General features: G+C 74.0%; 16 protein-coding genes. 12 read left to right on the top strand and 4 right to left on the bottom strand.

Annotated features, from left to right (window positions below):
• Positions 1 to 136: 136 nt before the first annotated feature.
• Together AC230_RS27065 and AC230_RS27070 are read right to left on the bottom strand one after the other, a co-directional pair.
• Complete coding sequence (locus tag AC230_RS27065) at positions 137 to 787, bottom strand: hypothetical protein (protein WP_049718988.1); 651 nt, start codon at positions 785 to 787, stop codon at positions 137 to 139.
• Positions 788 to 1,097: 310 nt separating this feature from the next.
• Positions 1,098 to 1,826: a bifunctional DNA primase/polymerase gene (locus AC230_RS27070; protein ID WP_049718989.1), complete on the bottom strand. Its 729-nt coding sequence runs from the start codon at positions 1,824 to 1,826 to the stop codon at positions 1,098 to 1,100.
• Positions 1,827 to 2,568: 742 nt separating this feature from the next.
• Here AC230_RS27070 and AC230_RS27075 point away from each other — a divergent pair.
• The 3 genes from AC230_RS27075 to AC230_RS27085 all read left to right on the top strand — a co-directional run bounded on the left by AC230_RS27075 (position 2,569) and on the right by AC230_RS27085 (position 6,542).
• Entirely contained in the window at positions 2,569 to 4,083 is a 1,515-nt protein-coding gene (locus AC230_RS27075) for a PP2C family protein-serine/threonine phosphatase (protein ID WP_049718990.1), read from the top strand.
• 84 nt (positions 4,084 to 4,167) lie between these two features.
• Positions 4,168 to 5,637 carry an aminopeptidase P family protein gene (locus AC230_RS27080; protein ID WP_049718991.1) on the top strand — a complete coding sequence of 490 codons (1,470 nt, stop codon included), beginning with the start codon at positions 4,168 to 4,170 and terminating at the stop codon, positions 5,635 to 5,637.
• A gap of 233 nt (positions 5,638 to 5,870) precedes the next feature.
• A complete protein-coding gene (locus AC230_RS27085) occupies positions 5,871 to 6,542 on the top strand; it encodes a CatB-related O-acetyltransferase (protein WP_049718992.1) in 672 nt (223 codons plus the stop codon).
• 16 nt (positions 6,543 to 6,558) lie between these two features.
• Here AC230_RS27085 and AC230_RS27090 read toward each other — a convergent pair whose 3' ends face one another.
• A complete protein-coding gene (locus AC230_RS27090) occupies positions 6,559 to 7,035 on the bottom strand; it encodes an ATP-binding protein (RefSeq protein WP_049718993.1) in 477 nt (158 codons plus the stop codon).
• Positions 7,036 to 7,213: 178 nt separating this feature from the next.
• On the opposite strand from AC230_RS27090, the gene AC230_RS27095 reads away from it, so the two are divergent.
• The 9 genes from AC230_RS27095 to AC230_RS27135 all read left to right on the top strand — a co-directional run bounded on the left by AC230_RS27095 (position 7,214) and on the right by AC230_RS27135 (position 16,940).
• Positions 7,214 to 7,993 carry a hypothetical protein gene (locus AC230_RS27095; protein ID WP_049718994.1) on the top strand — a complete coding sequence of 260 codons (780 nt, stop codon included), beginning with the start codon at positions 7,214 to 7,216 and terminating at the stop codon, positions 7,991 to 7,993.
• 99 nt (positions 7,994 to 8,092) lie between these two features.
• Positions 8,093 to 8,827: a YcnI family copper-binding membrane protein gene (locus AC230_RS27100; protein ID WP_049718995.1), complete on the top strand. Its 735-nt coding sequence runs from the start codon at positions 8,093 to 8,095 to the stop codon at positions 8,825 to 8,827.
• 83 nt (positions 8,828 to 8,910) lie between these two features.
• Positions 8,911 to 9,564 carry an SCO family protein gene (locus tag AC230_RS27105; protein WP_049719499.1) on the top strand — a complete coding sequence of 218 codons (654 nt, stop codon included), beginning with the start codon at positions 8,911 to 8,913 and terminating at the stop codon, positions 9,562 to 9,564.
• Positions 9,564 to 10,028, top strand: a complete 465-nt coding sequence (locus AC230_RS27110; protein ID WP_049718996.1) for a copper chaperone PCu(A)C — start codon at positions 9,564 to 9,566, stop codon at positions 10,026 to 10,028. Before AC230_RS27105 ends, AC230_RS27110 begins: the two co-directional genes overlap by 1 nt.
• Positions 10,029 to 10,035: 7 nt before the next feature.
• Complete coding sequence (locus AC230_RS27115) at positions 10,036 to 11,898, top strand: copper resistance CopC/CopD family protein (RefSeq protein WP_049718997.1); 1,863 nt, start codon at positions 10,036 to 10,038, stop codon at positions 11,896 to 11,898.
• Entirely contained in the window at positions 11,891 to 13,168 is a 1,278-nt protein-coding gene (efeB, locus tag AC230_RS27120; RefSeq protein ID WP_049718998.1) for an iron uptake transporter deferrochelatase/peroxidase subunit, read from the top strand. The genes AC230_RS27115 and efeB overlap by 8 nt, the downstream gene beginning before the upstream one ends.
• 84 nt (positions 13,169 to 13,252) lie before the next feature.
• Positions 13,253 to 14,191, top strand: coding sequence for a prephenate dehydratase (gene pheA / locus AC230_RS27125; RefSeq protein WP_049718999.1), 939 nt, complete (start codon positions 13,253 to 13,255; stop codon positions 14,189 to 14,191).
• Positions 14,192 to 14,847: 656 nt separating this feature from the next.
• Positions 14,848 to 16,125 (top strand): serine--tRNA ligase, encoded by a 1,278-nt coding sequence (gene serS / locus AC230_RS27130; protein ID WP_078871612.1) that lies wholly within the window; start codon positions 14,848 to 14,850, stop codon positions 16,123 to 16,125.
• Positions 16,122 to 16,940 carry an HAD family hydrolase gene (locus AC230_RS27135; protein WP_049719001.1) on the top strand — a complete coding sequence of 273 codons (819 nt, stop codon included), beginning with the start codon at positions 16,122 to 16,124 and terminating at the stop codon, positions 16,938 to 16,940. Before serS ends, AC230_RS27135 begins: the two co-directional genes overlap by 4 nt.
• Here the strand turns inward: AC230_RS27135 and AC230_RS27140 are convergent.
• Positions 16,909 to 17,580: a rhomboid-like protein gene (locus AC230_RS27140; protein WP_049719002.1), complete on the bottom strand. Its 672-nt coding sequence runs from the start codon at positions 17,578 to 17,580 to the stop codon at positions 16,909 to 16,911. The genes AC230_RS27135 and AC230_RS27140 overlap by 32 nt on opposite strands.
• Positions 17,581 to 17,619 lie beyond the last annotated feature (39 nt).

Raw genomic sequence — 17,619 nt, forward strand, 5'->3', positions numbered from 1 at the left:
GGCCCGCCGGACGGCCCCCCACGGCCCTCCCGCCGCCGCCTCCCCGCTCCGCACAGGCCGAGGCCACGACGTTTCTCCGCCCCGCGACCGGCCGCGGCCGCGGGCCGCCGGCCGCACCGGTCCGAGGGCGCAGACGCTAATCCTCCGTCGGGTCGGGCGAGTTGCTCCCGGAGCGGAGGAGAAGATTCCCCTCGGCCGAGGCGATCTCCGCGACCGCCGTATACGCGCCATGTCCGCGCAGCGTCCGCCGCCGGGGTGTCTCGCAGGCCTCCGGGGTGCCGGACGCCGCCATCGGACACCGCACCTGGAGCGACCGCCCGTCCGGCGACATCAGGGTCAGCACGCCCGTCAACGGACCGCCGGTGCCGTTGCGGTAGTACGTCCGGGCCCAGGTCTCCTCCGCCTCCGTCAGGACGCAGGTCTGGGCCTCCAGGCCCTCGGCGGCGTCGAGTTCGGGTCCGCACCGGGCGGCGTCGCGGAGCTCCTCCGGAGCGCCGGACGCGGGGGACGCGGACGCGCGCCCGCCGAGGAGGCCGGCCGGCTCGTCCGTCGAGGGCGAGGAGGCGAGGGAGGGGACGGCGGCGGGCACCGCACCGCCCCGGGCCCCCGCCTTCCGTTCCCCGCCGTCCGGCGAGGTCTCGGGCCGGCCGGCCACCGCCGCCGGACCGGCCGTCGCGGCCGCCAGGGGCAGGACGACGGCGAGCGCCACCACACCGGCGAGCACCGCCATCCGGAGACTGGCTGCACGTTGCTGGGACACGCCGGGCACACCGGACGCACGCTCCATGGGACCACCTGCGACTCGCCGCGGACACTGGATGTTTCGCGGGACGGCGCTGGACCCGCCCCACCGGACCGACGGCGGCCACAGGCGCCCGGTCGAATCCCACCGGAGAGCCCGGCGTTCGACCGGCGCGGCATCCGGCGCGGGCCCGCCCCCGAACATAGCGGCCGGCACCCCGTCCTCCCGGCCCCTCCACACCCGATCTCCGCAGTTCTCGGCGCGGCTTACACCCGTAAGAGTGAGAGCGCGTGCGTCTCCCGTCCGTACGCGCTCCCACCGGGCGCCCGCGCCCGGAGCTCCTGCGGACCGGGGGTCAGTGGGCGAGCCGGCTTCCGCCGCCCTGCGTGCCGGTGGCCGCGCTCTGTTCGACCAGGACGTCGACGACCGAGGCGACGTCCGGGAGCCAGGGGCGGGTGTCCGGCAGCCCGGCGGCGGAGCGGGCCCGCGGCCGCCCGGGCGCCGGAGTCGCGGGCTGCGGCGCCCGCTCCCAGCGGGCCCGCCCGGGGCCCGTGGCCGACGGCGGGAGGACGACGTAACCGCCGTCGCCGTGGAAGCGGAGCGAGCCCGGCACCCACTCCTGGCGGTGCAGCAGCTCGCCGAGGACCTCCAGCGAGTACGGCGCGACCAGGAGCGTCCAGCGGGCCGGGGTCGCGACGACGGGGCCGAGGCGCACGCCCGCCCGGTCCAGGGCGGCCAGCGCGCGCGCCCCCGCGACGGCGGGCAGGCTCACGGCGCAGACCGCGCGCCCGCCGGTGGCCAGGACGACGGGGGCCTCGGGCCGGTTCGTCCACCACCAGCGGACCATCCGGGCGTCCGTGGTGGCCGCCAGCAGGCCGGGGTCGAAGGGGTGGGCCCCGGGGACCGCGCAGTCGGGGTGGGCGCAGCCGCACTCGCGCACGCGGCCGATGCCGGGCCGCAGGCCGACACCGGGGAGCACGGGCCACTTCCACTCCGTCGCGTAGGTCAGGGCCGCGGTGACCACCGCGGCCCGGCCGGACCGCCGGAGCGAGAGCTTGCGTCGCCTTCCGAGGATCTCGCGCATGAGCGCTCGTTCCTTTCCGTGAACGCCGAGGGTGGCCCCGGCGGAGCCGGGGGCCGTGAGGGCACTGCACTTCGTTGCAGGTCGCGGAGCCGATGGTGACAGCACCGCGATGTCGCACTACATGGCACTACGGGCACCGCGTGGCGCGGCACTCAACGCGCCGCCGCCTTCATGGTCGGCGCACCACATGGATCACAGGTCACTGCGCGTACAACGCAGCGCATCACGCCTGGGGCTTAGCGTGAAACATGGCGGAGGGTGGCGCACGCATGGCGCTTGGTGCTGGGGCCGGTATGCCCCTCGCCCACGGCATGGGTTCCCCCACGCCGCTCGGGGACGGACACGGCCGTTGCCGGATAAGACGCCCGGCCCCGCTGCCGGGTTCCGGGGCGCCCCCAACTGCCCCTGTCCTTCCCCGAGTACGTACCCACCGCGGTGGCGGTGACGCGCTGTCGAGCAACGCCAGTCGACCGCAAGGAGGGGGGCACGGCACTATTTTCCGGCCAACTTCAAAACCCCTCAGACACCATCATTCCCACTGGTCCAATGCTGGACATTGCCTCACCGGGGCGTGTACATGTGGAGGCCCCCATAGCACGCACCACGACAGGGGGTTCGCCGTGCTATTCCCTCCCGCACCACGGCCGATGGGCTGGTCGGACGGGCCCGCCGAAGCCCTCCGCGGCCCCCGGGGCGCGGCCCGCCGGGCCGTCTCCGCCCCGCTCCCCCGGAGCGGCCGACCATGAACGCCCCTCACCTCCCGAAAGTGGCCGGAATCGATCCTCCTGTTCCTGCCCCGACCCTGTCTTCTGCTTCTGCCGCCGTTTCCGGAACCCCCGATTCCCTTCACGCCATGGGCACTTCGGGCACCACAGGCCCCTCGGGCACGGGCTCCCCCTCCGCCCCCGCGGCCCCCTCCGGCATCCAGGCTCCCCACCTTCTCGTCCAGGACCGTCTCGCCCGCTGGGTCTCCGATCTCACCTCGCTCCAGGAGCTCACCGAGCGGCTCTCCCGCACCCAGGACCTCGACGACGCCCTCCATGAACTCCTGCACGCCGGAGCCACACTCGTCGGCGCCGACCGGGGCCTCGTCACCCTGCACCCGGTGGGCGCGCCGGACCGCGCGCTGACCGTCACCCTGGGGCTCGGCCGCGCCGACCTCGGCCACCTCGAAACGATTCCGCGCACGTCGGCGTCCGCCGCCCCGGCCCGGCCCTGCATCGGGCTCCTGGAGGACCTGCCGCCCGTCGGCGCCCGTTCCGGAACGGCCCGTCCCGACATCCCCGCCGAGCAGGACCTCGACCCCCGCCACCGCGAGGTCGCCGCCCGCCTCGGCTACGCCGCCAGCTACGCCGTCCCGCTCGACACCGCGGCCTCGGCCGGCGCCGAGGCGCGGCGGATCGGCGCGGCCGTCTGGCTCTACGACGAACCGGCCGAGCCCGACGAACGCCGGCGCCACCTCGCCTGCCGCTACGCCGCCCACGCCGCCGAGCACCTGGCCCGGCTGCTGGAGCTGGCGCGCGCCCGGGAGGACCTCGCCGCCCTCCACGAGGAGCTGCTGCCCACCCGGCTGCCCCGGGTCCCGGGCGTGCGCCTCGCGGTCCGCCACCGCACCGGGCCGCGCGGCGGCGGCGACTGGTACGACGCGCTGCCGCTGCCCGAGGGCGCGCTGGGCCTGGCCGTCGGCGGAATCACCGGCTCCGGCCCGGGCGCCGTCGCCGCGACGGGCCGGCTGCGGGCCTCGCTGCGGGCCTACGCGGTGATGGAGGGCGAGGATCCGGTCGCCGTCCTCTCCGACCTCGAACTTCTCCTGCGGCTCACCGAGCCCACCCGTTCCGCCACCGCGCTCTTCGCCTACTGCGAGCCGGCCGCCCGGAAGGTCGTCCTCGCGGCGGCCGGCTACTGCTCGCCGCTGATCATCGGCGACCGCCGCACCGAGTACGTCGACACCTCGCTGTCGGCCCCGCTCAACATGCTCACCTGCTGGGAGGCGCCCAGCGTGGAGATCGAACCGGCTCCGGGGGAAACGCTCCTGCTCTACAGCGACGGCCTGCTGCACCGCACCGGCGACGCGATGGACCGGGCCTTCGCCCGGCTGCACACGGCGGCGGCCACGGTGCCCCGGGAGGCCCGGCGCGACCCGGAGGCCGTGGCCGACCACGTCCTGCGGGCCCTGCTCCCGGAGGACGGGGACGGGACGGAGGCCCCGGACGGGCCCGGCGAGGACGTCGTGCTGCTGGTCGCGCACTTCGAGTGACCCCCGCGGTCCCGGCCCTACGACCCTTCTCGGCCGCGTCGCGCCCCACCTACGATGGGGACGGCCCCGTTCGAGGAGGAGAGCATGACCGACCAGCCGGCACCCGGGAACCCCGAAGGTGACGAGCCGATCAAGCAGCGGAAGAACGGTCTCTACCCCACCGTCTCCGACGAGCTCGCGGAGAACATGAGGAGCGGCTGGGCCGACACCGAACTGCGCGACCTGCGGCCCATACCCCAGGCCCAGGAGACGGCGCGCCGCCGCGCCGAGCTCTCCGCCCGCTTCCCCGGCGAGCGGCTGGTGATCCCCGCGGGCAACCTCAGGACCCGCTCGAACGACACCGAGTACAGCTTCCGCGCCTCCACCGAGTACGCGTACCTCACCGGCGACCAGACGCAGGACGGCGTCCTCGTCCTGGAGCCCGCCGGTGACGGCCACGAGGCCACGCTCCACCTGCTGCCCCGGTCCAACCGGGAGAACGGCGAGTTCTGGCTCGACGGCATGGGCGAGCTCTGGGTGGGCCGCCGCCACAGCCTCGCCGAGGCCGAGCGGCTCTACGGGATGCCCTGCCGCGACGTCCGCGAGCTGGCCGCCGCCCTGGCCGGGGCCACCGGCCCGGTCCGGGTCGTGCGCGGCCACGACGCGGGCGTCGAGGCCGCCCTCACCGACAAGGTCACGGCCGAGCGCGACGAGGAGCTGCGGATCTTCATCAGCGAGCAGCGCCTGGTGAAGGACGCGTTCGAGATCGGCGAACTCCAGAAGGCCGTGGACTCCACCGTCCGCGGCTTCGAGGACGTCGTGAAGGTGCTCGACAAGGCCGAGGCCACCTCGGAGCGCTACATCGAGGGCACGTTCTTCCTCCGCGCCCGGGTCGAGGGCAACGACATCGGTTACGGCTCGATCTGCGCCGCGGGCCCGCACGCCACCACCCTGCACTGGGTGCGCAACGACGGCCCCGTCCGCTCCGGCGAACTGCTGCTGCTGGACGCCGGTGTGGAGACCCACACCCTCTACACGGCCGACGTCACGCGCACCCTCCCGGTCAACGGCCGGTACACCGAGCTCCAGCGCAAGATCTACGACGCCGTGTACGAGGCCCAGGAGGCGGGCATCGCCGCCGTGAAGCCGGGTGCCGCGTTCCGCGACTTCCACGACGCCGCGCAGCGCGTCCTGGCGGAGAGGCTGGTCGAGTGGGGCCTGCTGGAGGGCCCGGTCGAGCGCGTGGTCGAGCTCGGCCTCCAGCGCCGCTGGACCCTGCACGGCACGGGCCACATGCTCGGCATGGACGTGCACGACTGCGCGGTCGCCCGCACCGAGGCGTACGTCGACGGCGTCCTGGAGCCCGGCATGGTGCTGACCGTGGAGCCCGGCCTCTACTTCCAGGCCGACGACCTGACCGTGCCCGAGGAGTACCGGGGCATCGGCGTCCGCATCGAGGACGACATCCTCGTCACCGAGGACGGCAACCGGAACCTCTCCGCGGCCCTGCCGCGGACGTCCGCCGCTGTCGAGGCGTGGATGGCGGACCTCAAGGGCGGGGGCCTCAAGAGCTGATTCCGCGTATGCGGCGCGGGGCCGCGGGGACCTGACCGGTCCCCGCGGCCCCTTTTGTTTCAACCGTTTCAACGCCCCTGTTTTGTCGCACCCCCTGGAGAGCCGTCAGCCGCAGCAGACAAAGGCAACACGTGTCGCGTTAACTCTTGCGGAGCGGGCCGCCGCATGCCATGCTCTTCCTAACGCCACTCAGGTTGCGTTACCTCTCGCCCGTCCGCCCCCAGGGAGTTCCCATGGCCGCCACGACGATCCCCGACCCCACCGTCCTCCACCCGCTCGCCGGCCATGAGCGCGTCGTGCTGCTGCGCCCCCTGGTCACGGATCCGCGCATCGAGGTCGGTGAGTACACGTACTACGACGACCCGGACGGCGCCGAGGAGTTCGAGCGCCGCAACGTCCTCTACGCCTACGGGCCGGAGCGGCTCGTGATCGGCAAGTACTGCGCCATCGCCACCGGTACGCGCTTCCTGATGGCGGGCGCCGCGCACCTCATGGCGGGCGTGTCCACCTTCCCGTTCACCATGTTCGGCGGCTCCTGGGCCGAGCGGACCCTCGATCTCGTCACCGACCTGCCCAGCCGCGGGGACACCGTCATAGGCAACGACGTATGGATCGGCCACGGGGCGCTGATCATGCCCGGGGTCCGCATCGGCGACGGGGCCGTGATCGCGGCGGGCTCGGTGGTCACCGGCGACGTCGAGCCCTACACGATCGTCGGCGGCAACCCGGCCCGGCCGATACGCCGCCGCTTCGACGACGCCGATGTGGCGAAGCTGCTGCGAGCGGCCTGGTGGAACTGGCCCGTGGAGCTGGTCACGGAGCACGTGCGCACGATCATGGCGGGCGGCCCCGACGAGATCGAGCGGGTGGCGGCGCGGGCGGCCCGTCGGGCGGACGTCGCGTAGGCCCCCGGCCGGCGCTTCAGGACGCGGCCCTCAGCAGCGCGGCGTCGTCCCTCCACTTGAGGATCTTGTCGAAGGTGACCACGGCGCCCTGCCGCCCCGGGCGGTTGCGGACGTGGACGTTGTCCGTGAGGGACTCGATCAGAAAGAGGCCCCGCCCGTGTTCGTCATGGGCGGGGGCCGGGGTCCGGGTCTCCAGGCGGCGGGCGGTGCGGCGGCGTTCGCGCAATGGCGCGTGGCCGGTGAATCCCGGCCCGGAATCGGTGACCTCGATGCGACAGGTGTCACCGTCGATCCGGGCGGTCACCCGATAGCCGCTCGAGGAGTCACCGCCGTGCTCCACGGCGTTCGCACACGCCTCGCTGAGGGCGACGGCCAGGTCGTAGGCCGTCTCGGGATCGACCCCGGCCGTCTCCATCGCGCCGACCAGCAGCCGCCGGGCGAGCGGAACGCTCGCGGCCTCGCGCCGCAAGTGGAGTGACCACCAAATGCTCATGCTCAGCCTCCTGGCCGCGGCTCGACATATCGATACCTATAGCCGCGCGCGACAGGTGGTAAGCCTGCCGGGCGTGTGAGTCCGCTCATTCGGCGGACGCGACGGGAGGGCGCATTGGGGTATGCGGAGCACCCCTGCCGTAGGGAAGGAGTAAGTCCGGTGGGATGATGACGCAGCCATGCCTCACCCCGTCGCGCGCGCCGGCGCCGATCTGCGACTGATCCGGGCCGCGGTGTTCACCGCGGTCTGTGTTCTGCTGTCCGCGGGCGGGCACGCGCTGGCCTCCTGCGCGGCGGTGCCGCCGTGGACGCTGGCGGCGGGCTTCGCGGCGGTGTTCGCGCTGGTCGCCCCGCTGGCCGGGCGGGAGCGCTCACTGCCGGGGATAGCGGCCTGCCTGGCCGTGGGGCAGACGGCGTTGCACGCCCTGTTCGCCCTGGGGCAGAGCGGGCCGGAGGCGGCACCCCGTTCAGGGCACGACGGCCCGCTGGTCACCTTCGCCGGCCGGCTGCTGTGCAACCGGCGGCCCCCGGCCTCCCCGGCCGAGGCGCGCCGGATCATCGCGGACGCCGGGCTCGACCCGGCGGCCGCGCACCCGGCGGCCGCCGGGCCCGTGCCCGTGGAGGGCTTCGCGCACGCCCTCGTCCCCTCGGTGCCGATGCTGCTCGGCCACCTGCTGGCGGCCGTGGTGCTGGGCTGGCTGCTGCGGCGCGGCGAGGCCGCGCTGTGGCGGGTGGTGCGGCTGTCGGCCGAGTCTGCCCGTGCCCTCGGTGAGGCCGCGTTCGTCCGGGCGCTGCGCGCCGCGCTGGCGTTCGTCCGCGTCGTCCTCGCGGGCACGGAGGACGGTCCGGACGCGCCCGCGCGCCGTACCCGCCGGGACGACGAACGGCCGGTTCACGAGGCCGAGCTGCGGCACTGTGTGGTCAGGCGGGGTCCGCCGCGCCTCGCCCTCGCGGCCTGACCACGCGACACCCCTCTGAGCTACGGCGGGAGGGCGGTCGCGGCACCGCCGCACGCGCGCCACCTCTTCCGCCTCTTTCCGCCCAGGGAGTGTTTTCGCATGACCATCCACACCACCCCGCGCACCCGCGTCCGCCGTCCCCTCCGTCTGGCCGCCGTCGGCGCCGCCGCCGCGAGCGGCGTCCTGCTGCTCGCCGGCCCCGCCGCCGCGCACGTGAGCGTCCAGCCGGGCACCGCCGAGAAGGGCGGCTACAGCACCGTCTCCATCAAGGTGCCGAACGAGAAGGACAACGCCTCGACGGTCAAGCTGGAGCTCGCCCTCGACCCCCGGCACCCGCTCGTCTCCGTGATGCCGCAGGCGGTCCCGGGCTGGGACGTGAAGGTCGAGAAGACCAAGCTCGACAAGCCCGTCCAGATGCACGGCAAGACCATCGACGAGGCCGTCAGCAAGGTGACCTGGAGCGGCGGGAAGATCGAGCCGGGCCAGTTCCAGCAGTTCCCGCTCTCCGTCGGCCAGTTGCCCACCGACACGGACAAGCTGGTCTTCAAGGCCCTCCAGACGTACTCGGACGACGACGTCGTGCGCTGGATCGACACCTCGGAGCCGGGCGGCAAGGAGCCCGAGCACCCGGCGCCCACGCTCAAGCTCGTCGCCAAGGCGGACACCGCGAACGACGCCAAGGCGCAGGCCCCGGCGGCCGCGGACGGCGGCTCCTCCGACGGCTCGGGCGGCTCCGACACCACCGCCCGCGTCCTCGGCGTCGTGGGCATCGTCGTCGGCGCGGCCGGCATCGCCTTTGGCGTCCTCGCCGGGCGCCGCCGCACCGCGGCCTGACGCACGGCCCGCCGGCCGGAGCCCGTCCCACGGCGTCCCTCCGGCCCCGCACCACCGACCCCACCCCTTTGGAGAAGCACTCCATGCGCACCAAGACCGCGAGCGCGGTGCTGGCCCTCGCCGCCGCGCTCACCCTGACGGCCTGCGGCGGATCCGGCGACAAGGCGGAGGACAAGCCCGCCGCCGACGTCTCCGCCGAGCCCCAGAAGGCCGCCCTCCCCCTCGACGACCCCAAGCCCAAGCCGGACCTGGTCCTCAAGGACACCGGCGGAAAGACGTACGAGCTGGTCAAGGAGACCAAGGGCCGCCCCGTCCTGCTCTACTTCGGCTACACCTATTGCCCCGACGTCTGCTCCACGGTGGTCTCCGACATGGCCGCGGCCGAGAAGAAGCTGCCCAAGGCCGAACAGGAGAAGCTGCAGATCGTCTTCGTCACCACGGACCCCGACCGGGACACCCCCGAGCGGATGCGCAAGTGGCTCGACGCCCAGGGCGGTCAGGACATCGTCGGTCTGACCGGCTCCTTCGACACCATCCAGGCGGCGGCCAAGCCGCTGGGGATCCTGGTGGAGAAGCCCAAGAAGGAGAAGGACGGCTCCGTCACGGTCAGCCACGGCGCCCAGGTCGTCGCGTTCTCGCCCAAGGACGACAAGGGCCACTGGCTCTTCACCGCCGGTGCCACCGCCGACCAGTACACCAAGGGTCTCCCGAAGATCGTCAAGGGGGAGAACCCGTGATGCGCAAGTCGACCGCCGCCGGCGCCGCCGCCCTGCCGCTGCTGCTCGCCGGCTCCCTCGTGCTCGTGACCGGCTGCGACTCCGGCTCCAAGGACAAGCCGGAGCTGTCGGTCAGCGGCGCCTACCTGCCGCAGCCCGCCATGGCGGACATGGCCGCCGCCTACTTCACCGTCAAGAACGACGGCGGCAAGGCGGACCGGCTCACCAAGGTCACCACCCCGCTCTCCGGCGACGTCACGCTGCACACCACCGAGGGCTCGCGGATGAAGCACGCCGCCGGCCTGGACGTCCCGGCGCACGGCACGCTCTCCCTCTCCCGGGGCGGCAGCCACCTCATGCTCGGCAAGCTCGACCACCGCCCCAAGGTGGGCGAGAAGATCGAGTTCACCCTGCACTTCGCCACCTCCGCGCCGGTGAAGATCCAGGTGCCGGTGGAGAGCGCGTCCTTCCGCCCCAAGGACTGACGCGGCGATGAGGACCCCGACCGCCGGGCGGCTCGCGGCCCTGCTGGGCACGCTGGCCGCCGCGCTGCTGTGCCTGCTCACGGCCGGTGCCGGCACCGCCTCGGCCCACGCCGCGCTCACCGCCACCGACCCCCGCCAGGGGTCGGTGGTGCCCACCGCGCCCGCCCGCGTCCAGCTGACCTTCTCGGAGGGGGTGCTGCTGAGCGCCGACTCGGTCCGCGTCCTCGACCCGCGCGGCACCCGCGTCGACACCGGCAGCCCCGGCCACGCGGACGGCCGCTCCGAGACGGCCTCCGTCGCGCTGCGCCCCGGGATCGCCGACGGGACGTACACGGTCGCCTGGCAGGCGGTCTCCGCGGACAGCCACCCGGTGGCCGGGGCCTTCACCTTCTCCGTCGGCGCACCGTCGAAGACCACCGTCGAGGCGGCGGTCGCCGGGACGGACCCGGTGGTCGGGACGCTCTACGACGTGGCGCGGTACGCCGCGTACGCCGGTTTCGCCGTGCTCGTCGGCGGCTGCGTCTTCGCCGGCGTGTGCCGCGCCCCGCGGGCCGTGCAGAAGCTCGCGGCCGGCGGCTGGATCGCGCTGTTCCTGTCCACGGCCGCGCTGTTGCTGCTGCGCGGCGCCTACACGGCCGGCAAGGGGCCGGGCTCCGTCCTCGACCTCGCGCTGCTCGGCGACGCGCTGTCCACCAAACCGGGCGCGGCCCTGCTGACGCGGCTGCTCCTGCTGAGCGCGGCGGCGGTCTTCCTGGCGCTGCTCTTCGGCCCGTACGGCCGCGAGGGCGCCCCGCGGCGCGGCCGCCCGGCCGTCTGGGGACCGGCCGCCGGCGGCACCGTCGTCGCCGCGGGGCTCGCGGCCACCTGGGCGGCGGCCGAGCACGCGAGCCAGGGCCTCCAGCCGTGGCTCGCCATGCCCGTCGACGTGGCGCACCTGCTGGCCGCCGGGGTGTGGCTGGGCGGCCTCGCCGCCCTGCTCGCCGCGCTGCGCGCCGACGACGCGCTGCCGCGGGAGGCGGTGCGCCGGTTCTCCCGGCTGGCGTTCGCGGCCGTGTGCGTCCTGGTGGTCACCGGGCTCTACCAGGCCTGGCGGCAGGTCGGCACCTGGTCCGCGCTCACCGGCACGGACTACGGCCGGCGGCTGCTCGTCAAGGTCTGCCTGGTGGCCGTGCTGGTCGCCCTCGCCGCCTCCTCGCGCCGGTGGACGGCGCGGCTCGCCGACGACGTCCGTCCCGTGGCCCCCGTCGCGAAGGCCGCGGTGCGGACCTCCGCCGGCACCGCCGACTCCCCCGAGCGCGCCGCGCAGCTGGCCCGGCAGCGGGCCGCCGTCGCCAAGGCGGCCGGCCAGCGGCGGCGGGACGCGGACCCGGGCCGCTCCGGCCTGCGCCGCTCGGTCCTCGCCGAGGCGGCGGTGGCCGTCGCCGTGCTCGCCGTCACCACCGTCCTCACCACCACCCAGCCCGGCCGCGCCGAGACCGAACAGGCCCGCGCGGAACGGACGGAGGGCACCACGACCCCCGGCGCGGGCCGCACCGACGTGCGCGTCGCCTACGACACCGGGGGCAAGGGCGGCCGCGGCACCGCCCGCATCGCCCTCGACCCGGGCCGCTCCGGCGCCAACACCGTCGAGGTCGCGCTCACGGACCCCGCCGGGCGGCCCGTCGACGTCCCCGAGCTGACGCTGTCGTTCACCGAGCGGGAGAAGAACGTCGGCCCGCTGCGCGTCCCCCTGGAGCGCGTGTCCGCCGGCCGGCTGCGCGCCTCCGGCTTCCAGCTGCCCATGGCGGGGCGGTGGCAGCTCTCCCTGACCGTACGGACCTCCGACCTCGACCAGGTCACCGAGATCGAAAACGTAGAGATCAATGGCTGACACGACCGGCAAGGCGAAGAAGACCACCGCGACGGAACCGGAATCCGTCCTCTCCAGACGCCGTCTGCTCGGCACCGCGGGTGCCGTGGGCGCCGGCGGCCTCCTCGCGGGCGGCCTGGCCGGGGCGGCCGGCGCCACCGCGGCCCGCGACGACGTGGCGCCCCTGTCCGGCGTCGGCTCCGCCGCGCTCCCCTTCCACGGCCCGCACCAGGCGGGCATCGCCGACCCCGCCCAGGCCCACGGCCACCTGCTGGCCTTCGACCTCGCCCCCGGCGCCGACCGCAAGGCCGCCGCCGCGCTGCTGCGCCGCTGGTCGGCGACGGCCGCCGAGCTGACGGCGGGGAAGGCGCCCAAGGGTGACGGCACCGGGATCGCGCTGGACGCCGGACCGTCCTCGCTGACCGTCACCTTCGGCTTCGGCCGCACCTTCTTCGACCGGACGGGCCTGACCGCCCGGCGCCCCGCCGCCCTCGAACCGCTGCCCGCCTTCACCCAGGACGCCCTCGACCCCAAGCGCAGCGACGGCGACCTGTGGGTGCAGATCGGCGCCGACGACGCCCTGGTCGCCTTCCACGCGCTGCGCCTGCTCCAGAAGCAGGCCGCCGGCACGGCGCGCCTGCGCTGGCAGATGACCGGCTTCAACCGCGCGCCCGGCGCCACCGAACGGCCGCTGACCGGCCGCAACCTGATGGGCCAGATCGACGGCACCAACAACCCCAAGCCCTCGGACCGGGACTTCGACGCACGCGTCTTCGTCCCCCGGGACCACGAGGGCGCGGACGCCTGGATGGCCGGCGGCTCGTACGCCGTCGTCCGCCGCATCCGGATGCTGCTCGACAGCTGGGACAACCTGTCGCAGGAGCGCCAGGAGCGGGTGATAGGCCGCCGCAAGTCGGACGGCGCGCCGCTGTCCGGCGGGACGGAGACCACGCCCGTCGACCTCGACAAGGTCAACCCGGACGGCACGCTGGCGATCGCGGGCGACGCCCACATCCGCGTCGCGGCGCCCGCGTCCAACCGGGGCGCGGCCATGCTGCGGCGCGCCTACTCGTACCACGACGGCTTCCGCGACGACGGCGCCCCGGACGCGGGGCTGCTGTTCGTGGCCTGGCAGGCGGATCCGATGAAGGGGTTCGTGCCGGTGCAGCGGAAGCTGGACCGGGGGGACGGGCTCTCGCGCTTCCTGCGGCACGAGGCGAGCGGGCTGTTCGCGGTGCCGGGCGGGTGCGAGGAGGGTGAGTACGTGGGACAGCGGTTGCTGGAGGGGTGAGCTGACCCCGGCCCGGCCCCGGTGCCGGTCCGCGCAAGTATCGTGGCAGCGCCACCAGGTGATCGATCCGGAGGAATCCTCGTGATGTCGGCCAGCAGCTATGCCTATCTCGGCCCCGAGGGCACCTTCACCGAGGCCGCCCTGCGGACCCTCCCCGAGGCGGCCACCCGCGAGCTCGTGCCGATGGTCTCCGTCCCCGCCGCGCTCGACGCCGTGCGTGGCGGGGAGGCGGCGGCCGCGCTGGTCCCCATCGAGAACTCGGTGGAGGGCGGCGTCACCGCGACCCTCGACGAACTCGCCACCGGCGCACCGCTGATGATCTACCGCGAGGTGCTGCTGAGGATCGCCTTCGCGCTGCTCGTCCGGCCGGGCACGCGGCTGTCCGAGATCAGGACGGTGACCGGGCACCCCGTGGCGCAGCCGCAGGTGCGCAAGTGGCTGGCGGCCCATCTCCCGGACGCACAGTGGGAGTCGGCGGCGTCCAACGCGGACGGGGCGCGGCTGGTGCGCGACGGCCGGTACGACGCCGCGTTCGCCGGGGAGTTCGCGGCCCCGACCTACGGGCTGGAGCCGTTGGTCACCGACATCCACGACGCGCGGAACGCGGAGACCCGCTTCGTCCTGGCGGGCCGGCCCGCGCGCCCGGCGGCGCGGACCGGCGCGGACCGGACGTCCCTGGTGGTCTGGCTCCGCGACGACCACCCGGGTGCGCTGATGGAGCTGCTCCAGGAGTTCTCCGCGCGCGGCGTCAACCTGACGTGGATCGAGTCGCGGCCCACCGGCGAGGGCATGGGGCGCTACTGCTTCTCGATCGACTGCGAGGGGCACATCACCGACCGGCGGGTGGCCGAGACGCTGATGGGGCTCAAGCGGATCTGCCCGAACGTCCGGTTCCTGGGCTCGTATCCGCGCGCGGGCGCCGAGCAGGGGGCGCCCGAGGCGGCGCCGCGGCCGGGGACGGCGGACGCCGACTACGTGGCGGCGGCGGAGTGGCTGGCGCGCTGCCAGGACGGCCGGGCCTGAGGGACTGAGGAGTCGAGGGCCCGTGGGTCCGAGGGTCCGAGGGTCCGAGGGGCCGCGGAGGGTTCTCCACAGGGTTATCCACAGCCATCGACATTCTGGGGATAAGTCGATAGAACGAGGCGTCTGAATGGGTTACGAATCGGTCAACATCGACAAATCTCTCTAGCAATCCACCGGTTCGTCCACAGCCCACCGGGCCGGGACCGGCGGCCGCCCACCGCCCGGCCGTCACCCGGAATGCCTCGAACAACCCTTTAGTGAAGGCGATCTCCACCCGAAAGAGTGCCTTCGCAAGGTTTATCCCTCAGCGGCCCGTCAAAGCGTGATCGATAACGAAAACAAGCGGAAGATCCGGTTCCGACATCCACAGATTTCCCGCACACCCTGTGGACAGAGAAACGGAAGCATTCGTTCCTGTGGACAACGGATCCCCCGCCGGCAGGCCGGAATCCCGCCCGGACAACGCCGTTTCGCCCCTGTTCGTCATTTTCCGGCGACACCCTTCGCGGTGACCCCGCCGGGGTTTTTCCACCGCCCCGGAAAAGGACCGCCCGGGGCCCGCCGGGAACCCAAAAGATCATTACAGAACGGGACAAACCATTCCGAACAGGAATATCGCGTCGAGTGATCGCAGCACACAACGGTAGCCTGGTGGGGTGATTGACCTTCGCCTGCTTCGTGAGGACCCCGACCGTGTGCGCGCCTCCCAGCGCGCCCGTGGAGAGGACGTCGACCTGGTCGACGCGCTGCTCTCCGCCGACGAGCGGCGCAGGTCGTCCGGCGTCCGCTTCGACGAGCTCCGCGCCGAGCAGAAGGCGCTCGGCAAGCTCATCCCCAAGGCCACCGGCGACGAGAAGGCCGAGCTGCTGAGGAAGGCGGGCGAGCTGTCCGCCGCCGTCAAGGCCGCCGACGCCGAGCAGGACGAGGCGGCCGCCGAGGCCCAGCGCCTCCTGCTGAGCATCGGCAACCTCGTCCACCCCGACGTCCCCCGCGGCGGCGAGGACGACTTCGTCGTCCTGGAGACCGTCGGCACCCCGCGCGACTTCGCCGCCGAGGGCTTCGAGCCCAAGGACCACCTGGAGCTCGGCCAGGCGCTCGGCGCCATCGACGTCGAGCGCGGCGCCAAGGTCTCCGGCTCGCGCTTCTACTACCTGACGGGCGTCGGCGCGCTCCTGGAGCTCGCCCTCGTCAACGCCGCCATCGCGCAGGCCACCGCCGCCGGCTTCACCCCGATGCTCACCCCCGCGCTGGTCAAGCCGCGCGCCATGGAGGGCACCGGCTTCCTCGGCCAGGCCGCGCAGGACGTCTACCACCTGGAGAAGGACGACTTCTACCTGGTCGGCACGTCCGAGGTGCCCCTCGCGGCGTACCACATGGACGAGATCATCGACGCGGAGAAGCTCCCGCTGCGGTACGCCGGTTTCTCCCCGTGCTTCCGCCGCGAGGCCGGCACCTACGGCAAGGACACCCGCGGCATCTTCCGCGTCCACCAGTTCGACAAGGTCGAGATGTTCTCGTACGTCGCGCCGGAGGACGCCGAGGCCGAGCACAAGCGCCTCCTGGAGTGGGAGAAGCAGTGGCTGACCAGCCTGGAGCTGCCCTTCCAGGTGATCGACACCGCCACCGGTGACCTGGGCGCCTCCGCCTCCCGCAAGTTCGACTGCGAGGCGTGGATCCCCACCCAGGGCAAGTACCGCGAGCTGACCTCGACCTCCAACTGCGACGAGTTCCAGGCCCGCCGCCTGTCCGTGCGCATGCGCGACGGCAAGAACGTCCGTCCGCTGGCCACGCTCAACGGCACGCTGTGCGCGGTGCCGCGCACCATCGTCGCGCTGCTGGAGAACCACCAGCAGGCCGACGGCTCCGTCCGGGTCCCCGAGGCGCTCCGGCCCTACCTGGGCGGCCGCGAGGTCCTGGAGCCGGCCGCCAAGTGACCGCCACCCCGCCGCCGTACCGCCTGATCGCGACGGACCTCGACGGGACGCTGCTGCGCTCCGACGAGACCGTCTCCGACCGCACCCGCGCCGCCCTGGCCCTCGCCGGGGCGGCGGGGGCCGCGCACATCGTCGTCACCGGGCGTCCGGTGGCGTGGTCGCGGCACATACTGGACGCGCTGGACTACCGGGGCCTCGCCGTGTGCGGGCAGGGCGCGCAGGTCTACCACGCGGGCGAGCACCGGCTGCTGACGTCCGTGACGCTCGACCGGAAGCTGGCCGCCCTCGCCGTCGCCAAGATCGAGGCGGAGACGGGCCCGCTGCACCTGGCCGCCTCCCGCGACGGCCTCGACGGCGACCTGCTGGTCACCTCCGGCTACCGGACCATGGAGGGCCCCCGTCCGCCCGTGCCGGTGTCGGACCGGGACGAGCTGTGGGCCGAACCGCTCAACAAGCTCTACCTCCAGCATCCCGGACTGGACGACGACGCCCTCGCGGACGCCGCACGCGCGGCCGCGGGCGGTCTCGTCGACGTGACGATGGCGGGCGCCGGCATCGTCGAACTGCTGCCGCTCGGGCTGAGCAAGGCCACCGGCCTCTCGCTCGCCGCGCGCCGCCTCGGGGTGCGGGCCGCCGACACGATCGCCTTCGGCGACATGCCCAACGACGTCCCGATGTTCGCCTGGGCCGGCCACGGCGTCGCCATGGCCAACGCCCACGAGGAGCTCAAGGCCGTCGCCGACGAGATCACCGCCGCGAACGACGAGGACGGCATCGCCGTCGTCATCGAGCGGCTCTTCGCCACCGCGCGCTGACGTCCCAGGGCCGCCGGCCGCGCACCAGCGGCCGGCAGGCCAGGCCCACGAGCACCGCGACGGCGTGCCCGACGTCGGTGAACGTGGCGCCGGTCAGCAGCGGCGTCGCGAAGAAGGCGGCGAGCCCGGCCAGCCAGCCCCAGCGCCAGGGCCGCGGCACCCGGTAGGTCAGCAGCCCGGCGGCCGCGGCCAGTCCGTACGAGACCCCTATGTCGACGACGTGCCGCATGGCCCGCGGCGCCGTGTGGTGCTCGATGGCCAGCAGCAGCACCTCCTGGCTGATCAGCGTCGCCGCGATGTGCGCCACGCCGACCGTGAAGAGCCAGCGCGGGGTGCCGGCCCAGCGCTCCACGTTGGCGTGGACCAGCTCGAAGAGCACGGCGTAGAGCAGGAACGAGGACGGGCTCTCGATCCAGAACCCGCTGATGAGCAGGGACTGGAGCGGGTGCTCGGCCAGTTCGTGGATGTTGCTGCTGGTGCGGTGGAGGAGGAAGGTCTCCAGTCCCTCGCTGGCGGCGGCGATCACCATGCTGGTGACGCCGATGACGAGCAGCCAGATGTGCGTGCCGGGGGACGTGCGGACCCACGCCCGGATCCGCGCCCTGACCAGCACGATCCCCTGCCCGTACCGGCGTTCCACGCTTCGACGGTAACCGAGGGCGCACGACGGCGCCGGACG

The organism is Streptomyces caatingaensis (assembly GCF_001187435.1).
GTDB classification, from domain to species: Bacteria; Actinomycetota; Actinomycetes; order Streptomycetales; family Streptomycetaceae; genus Streptomyces; species Streptomyces caatingaensis.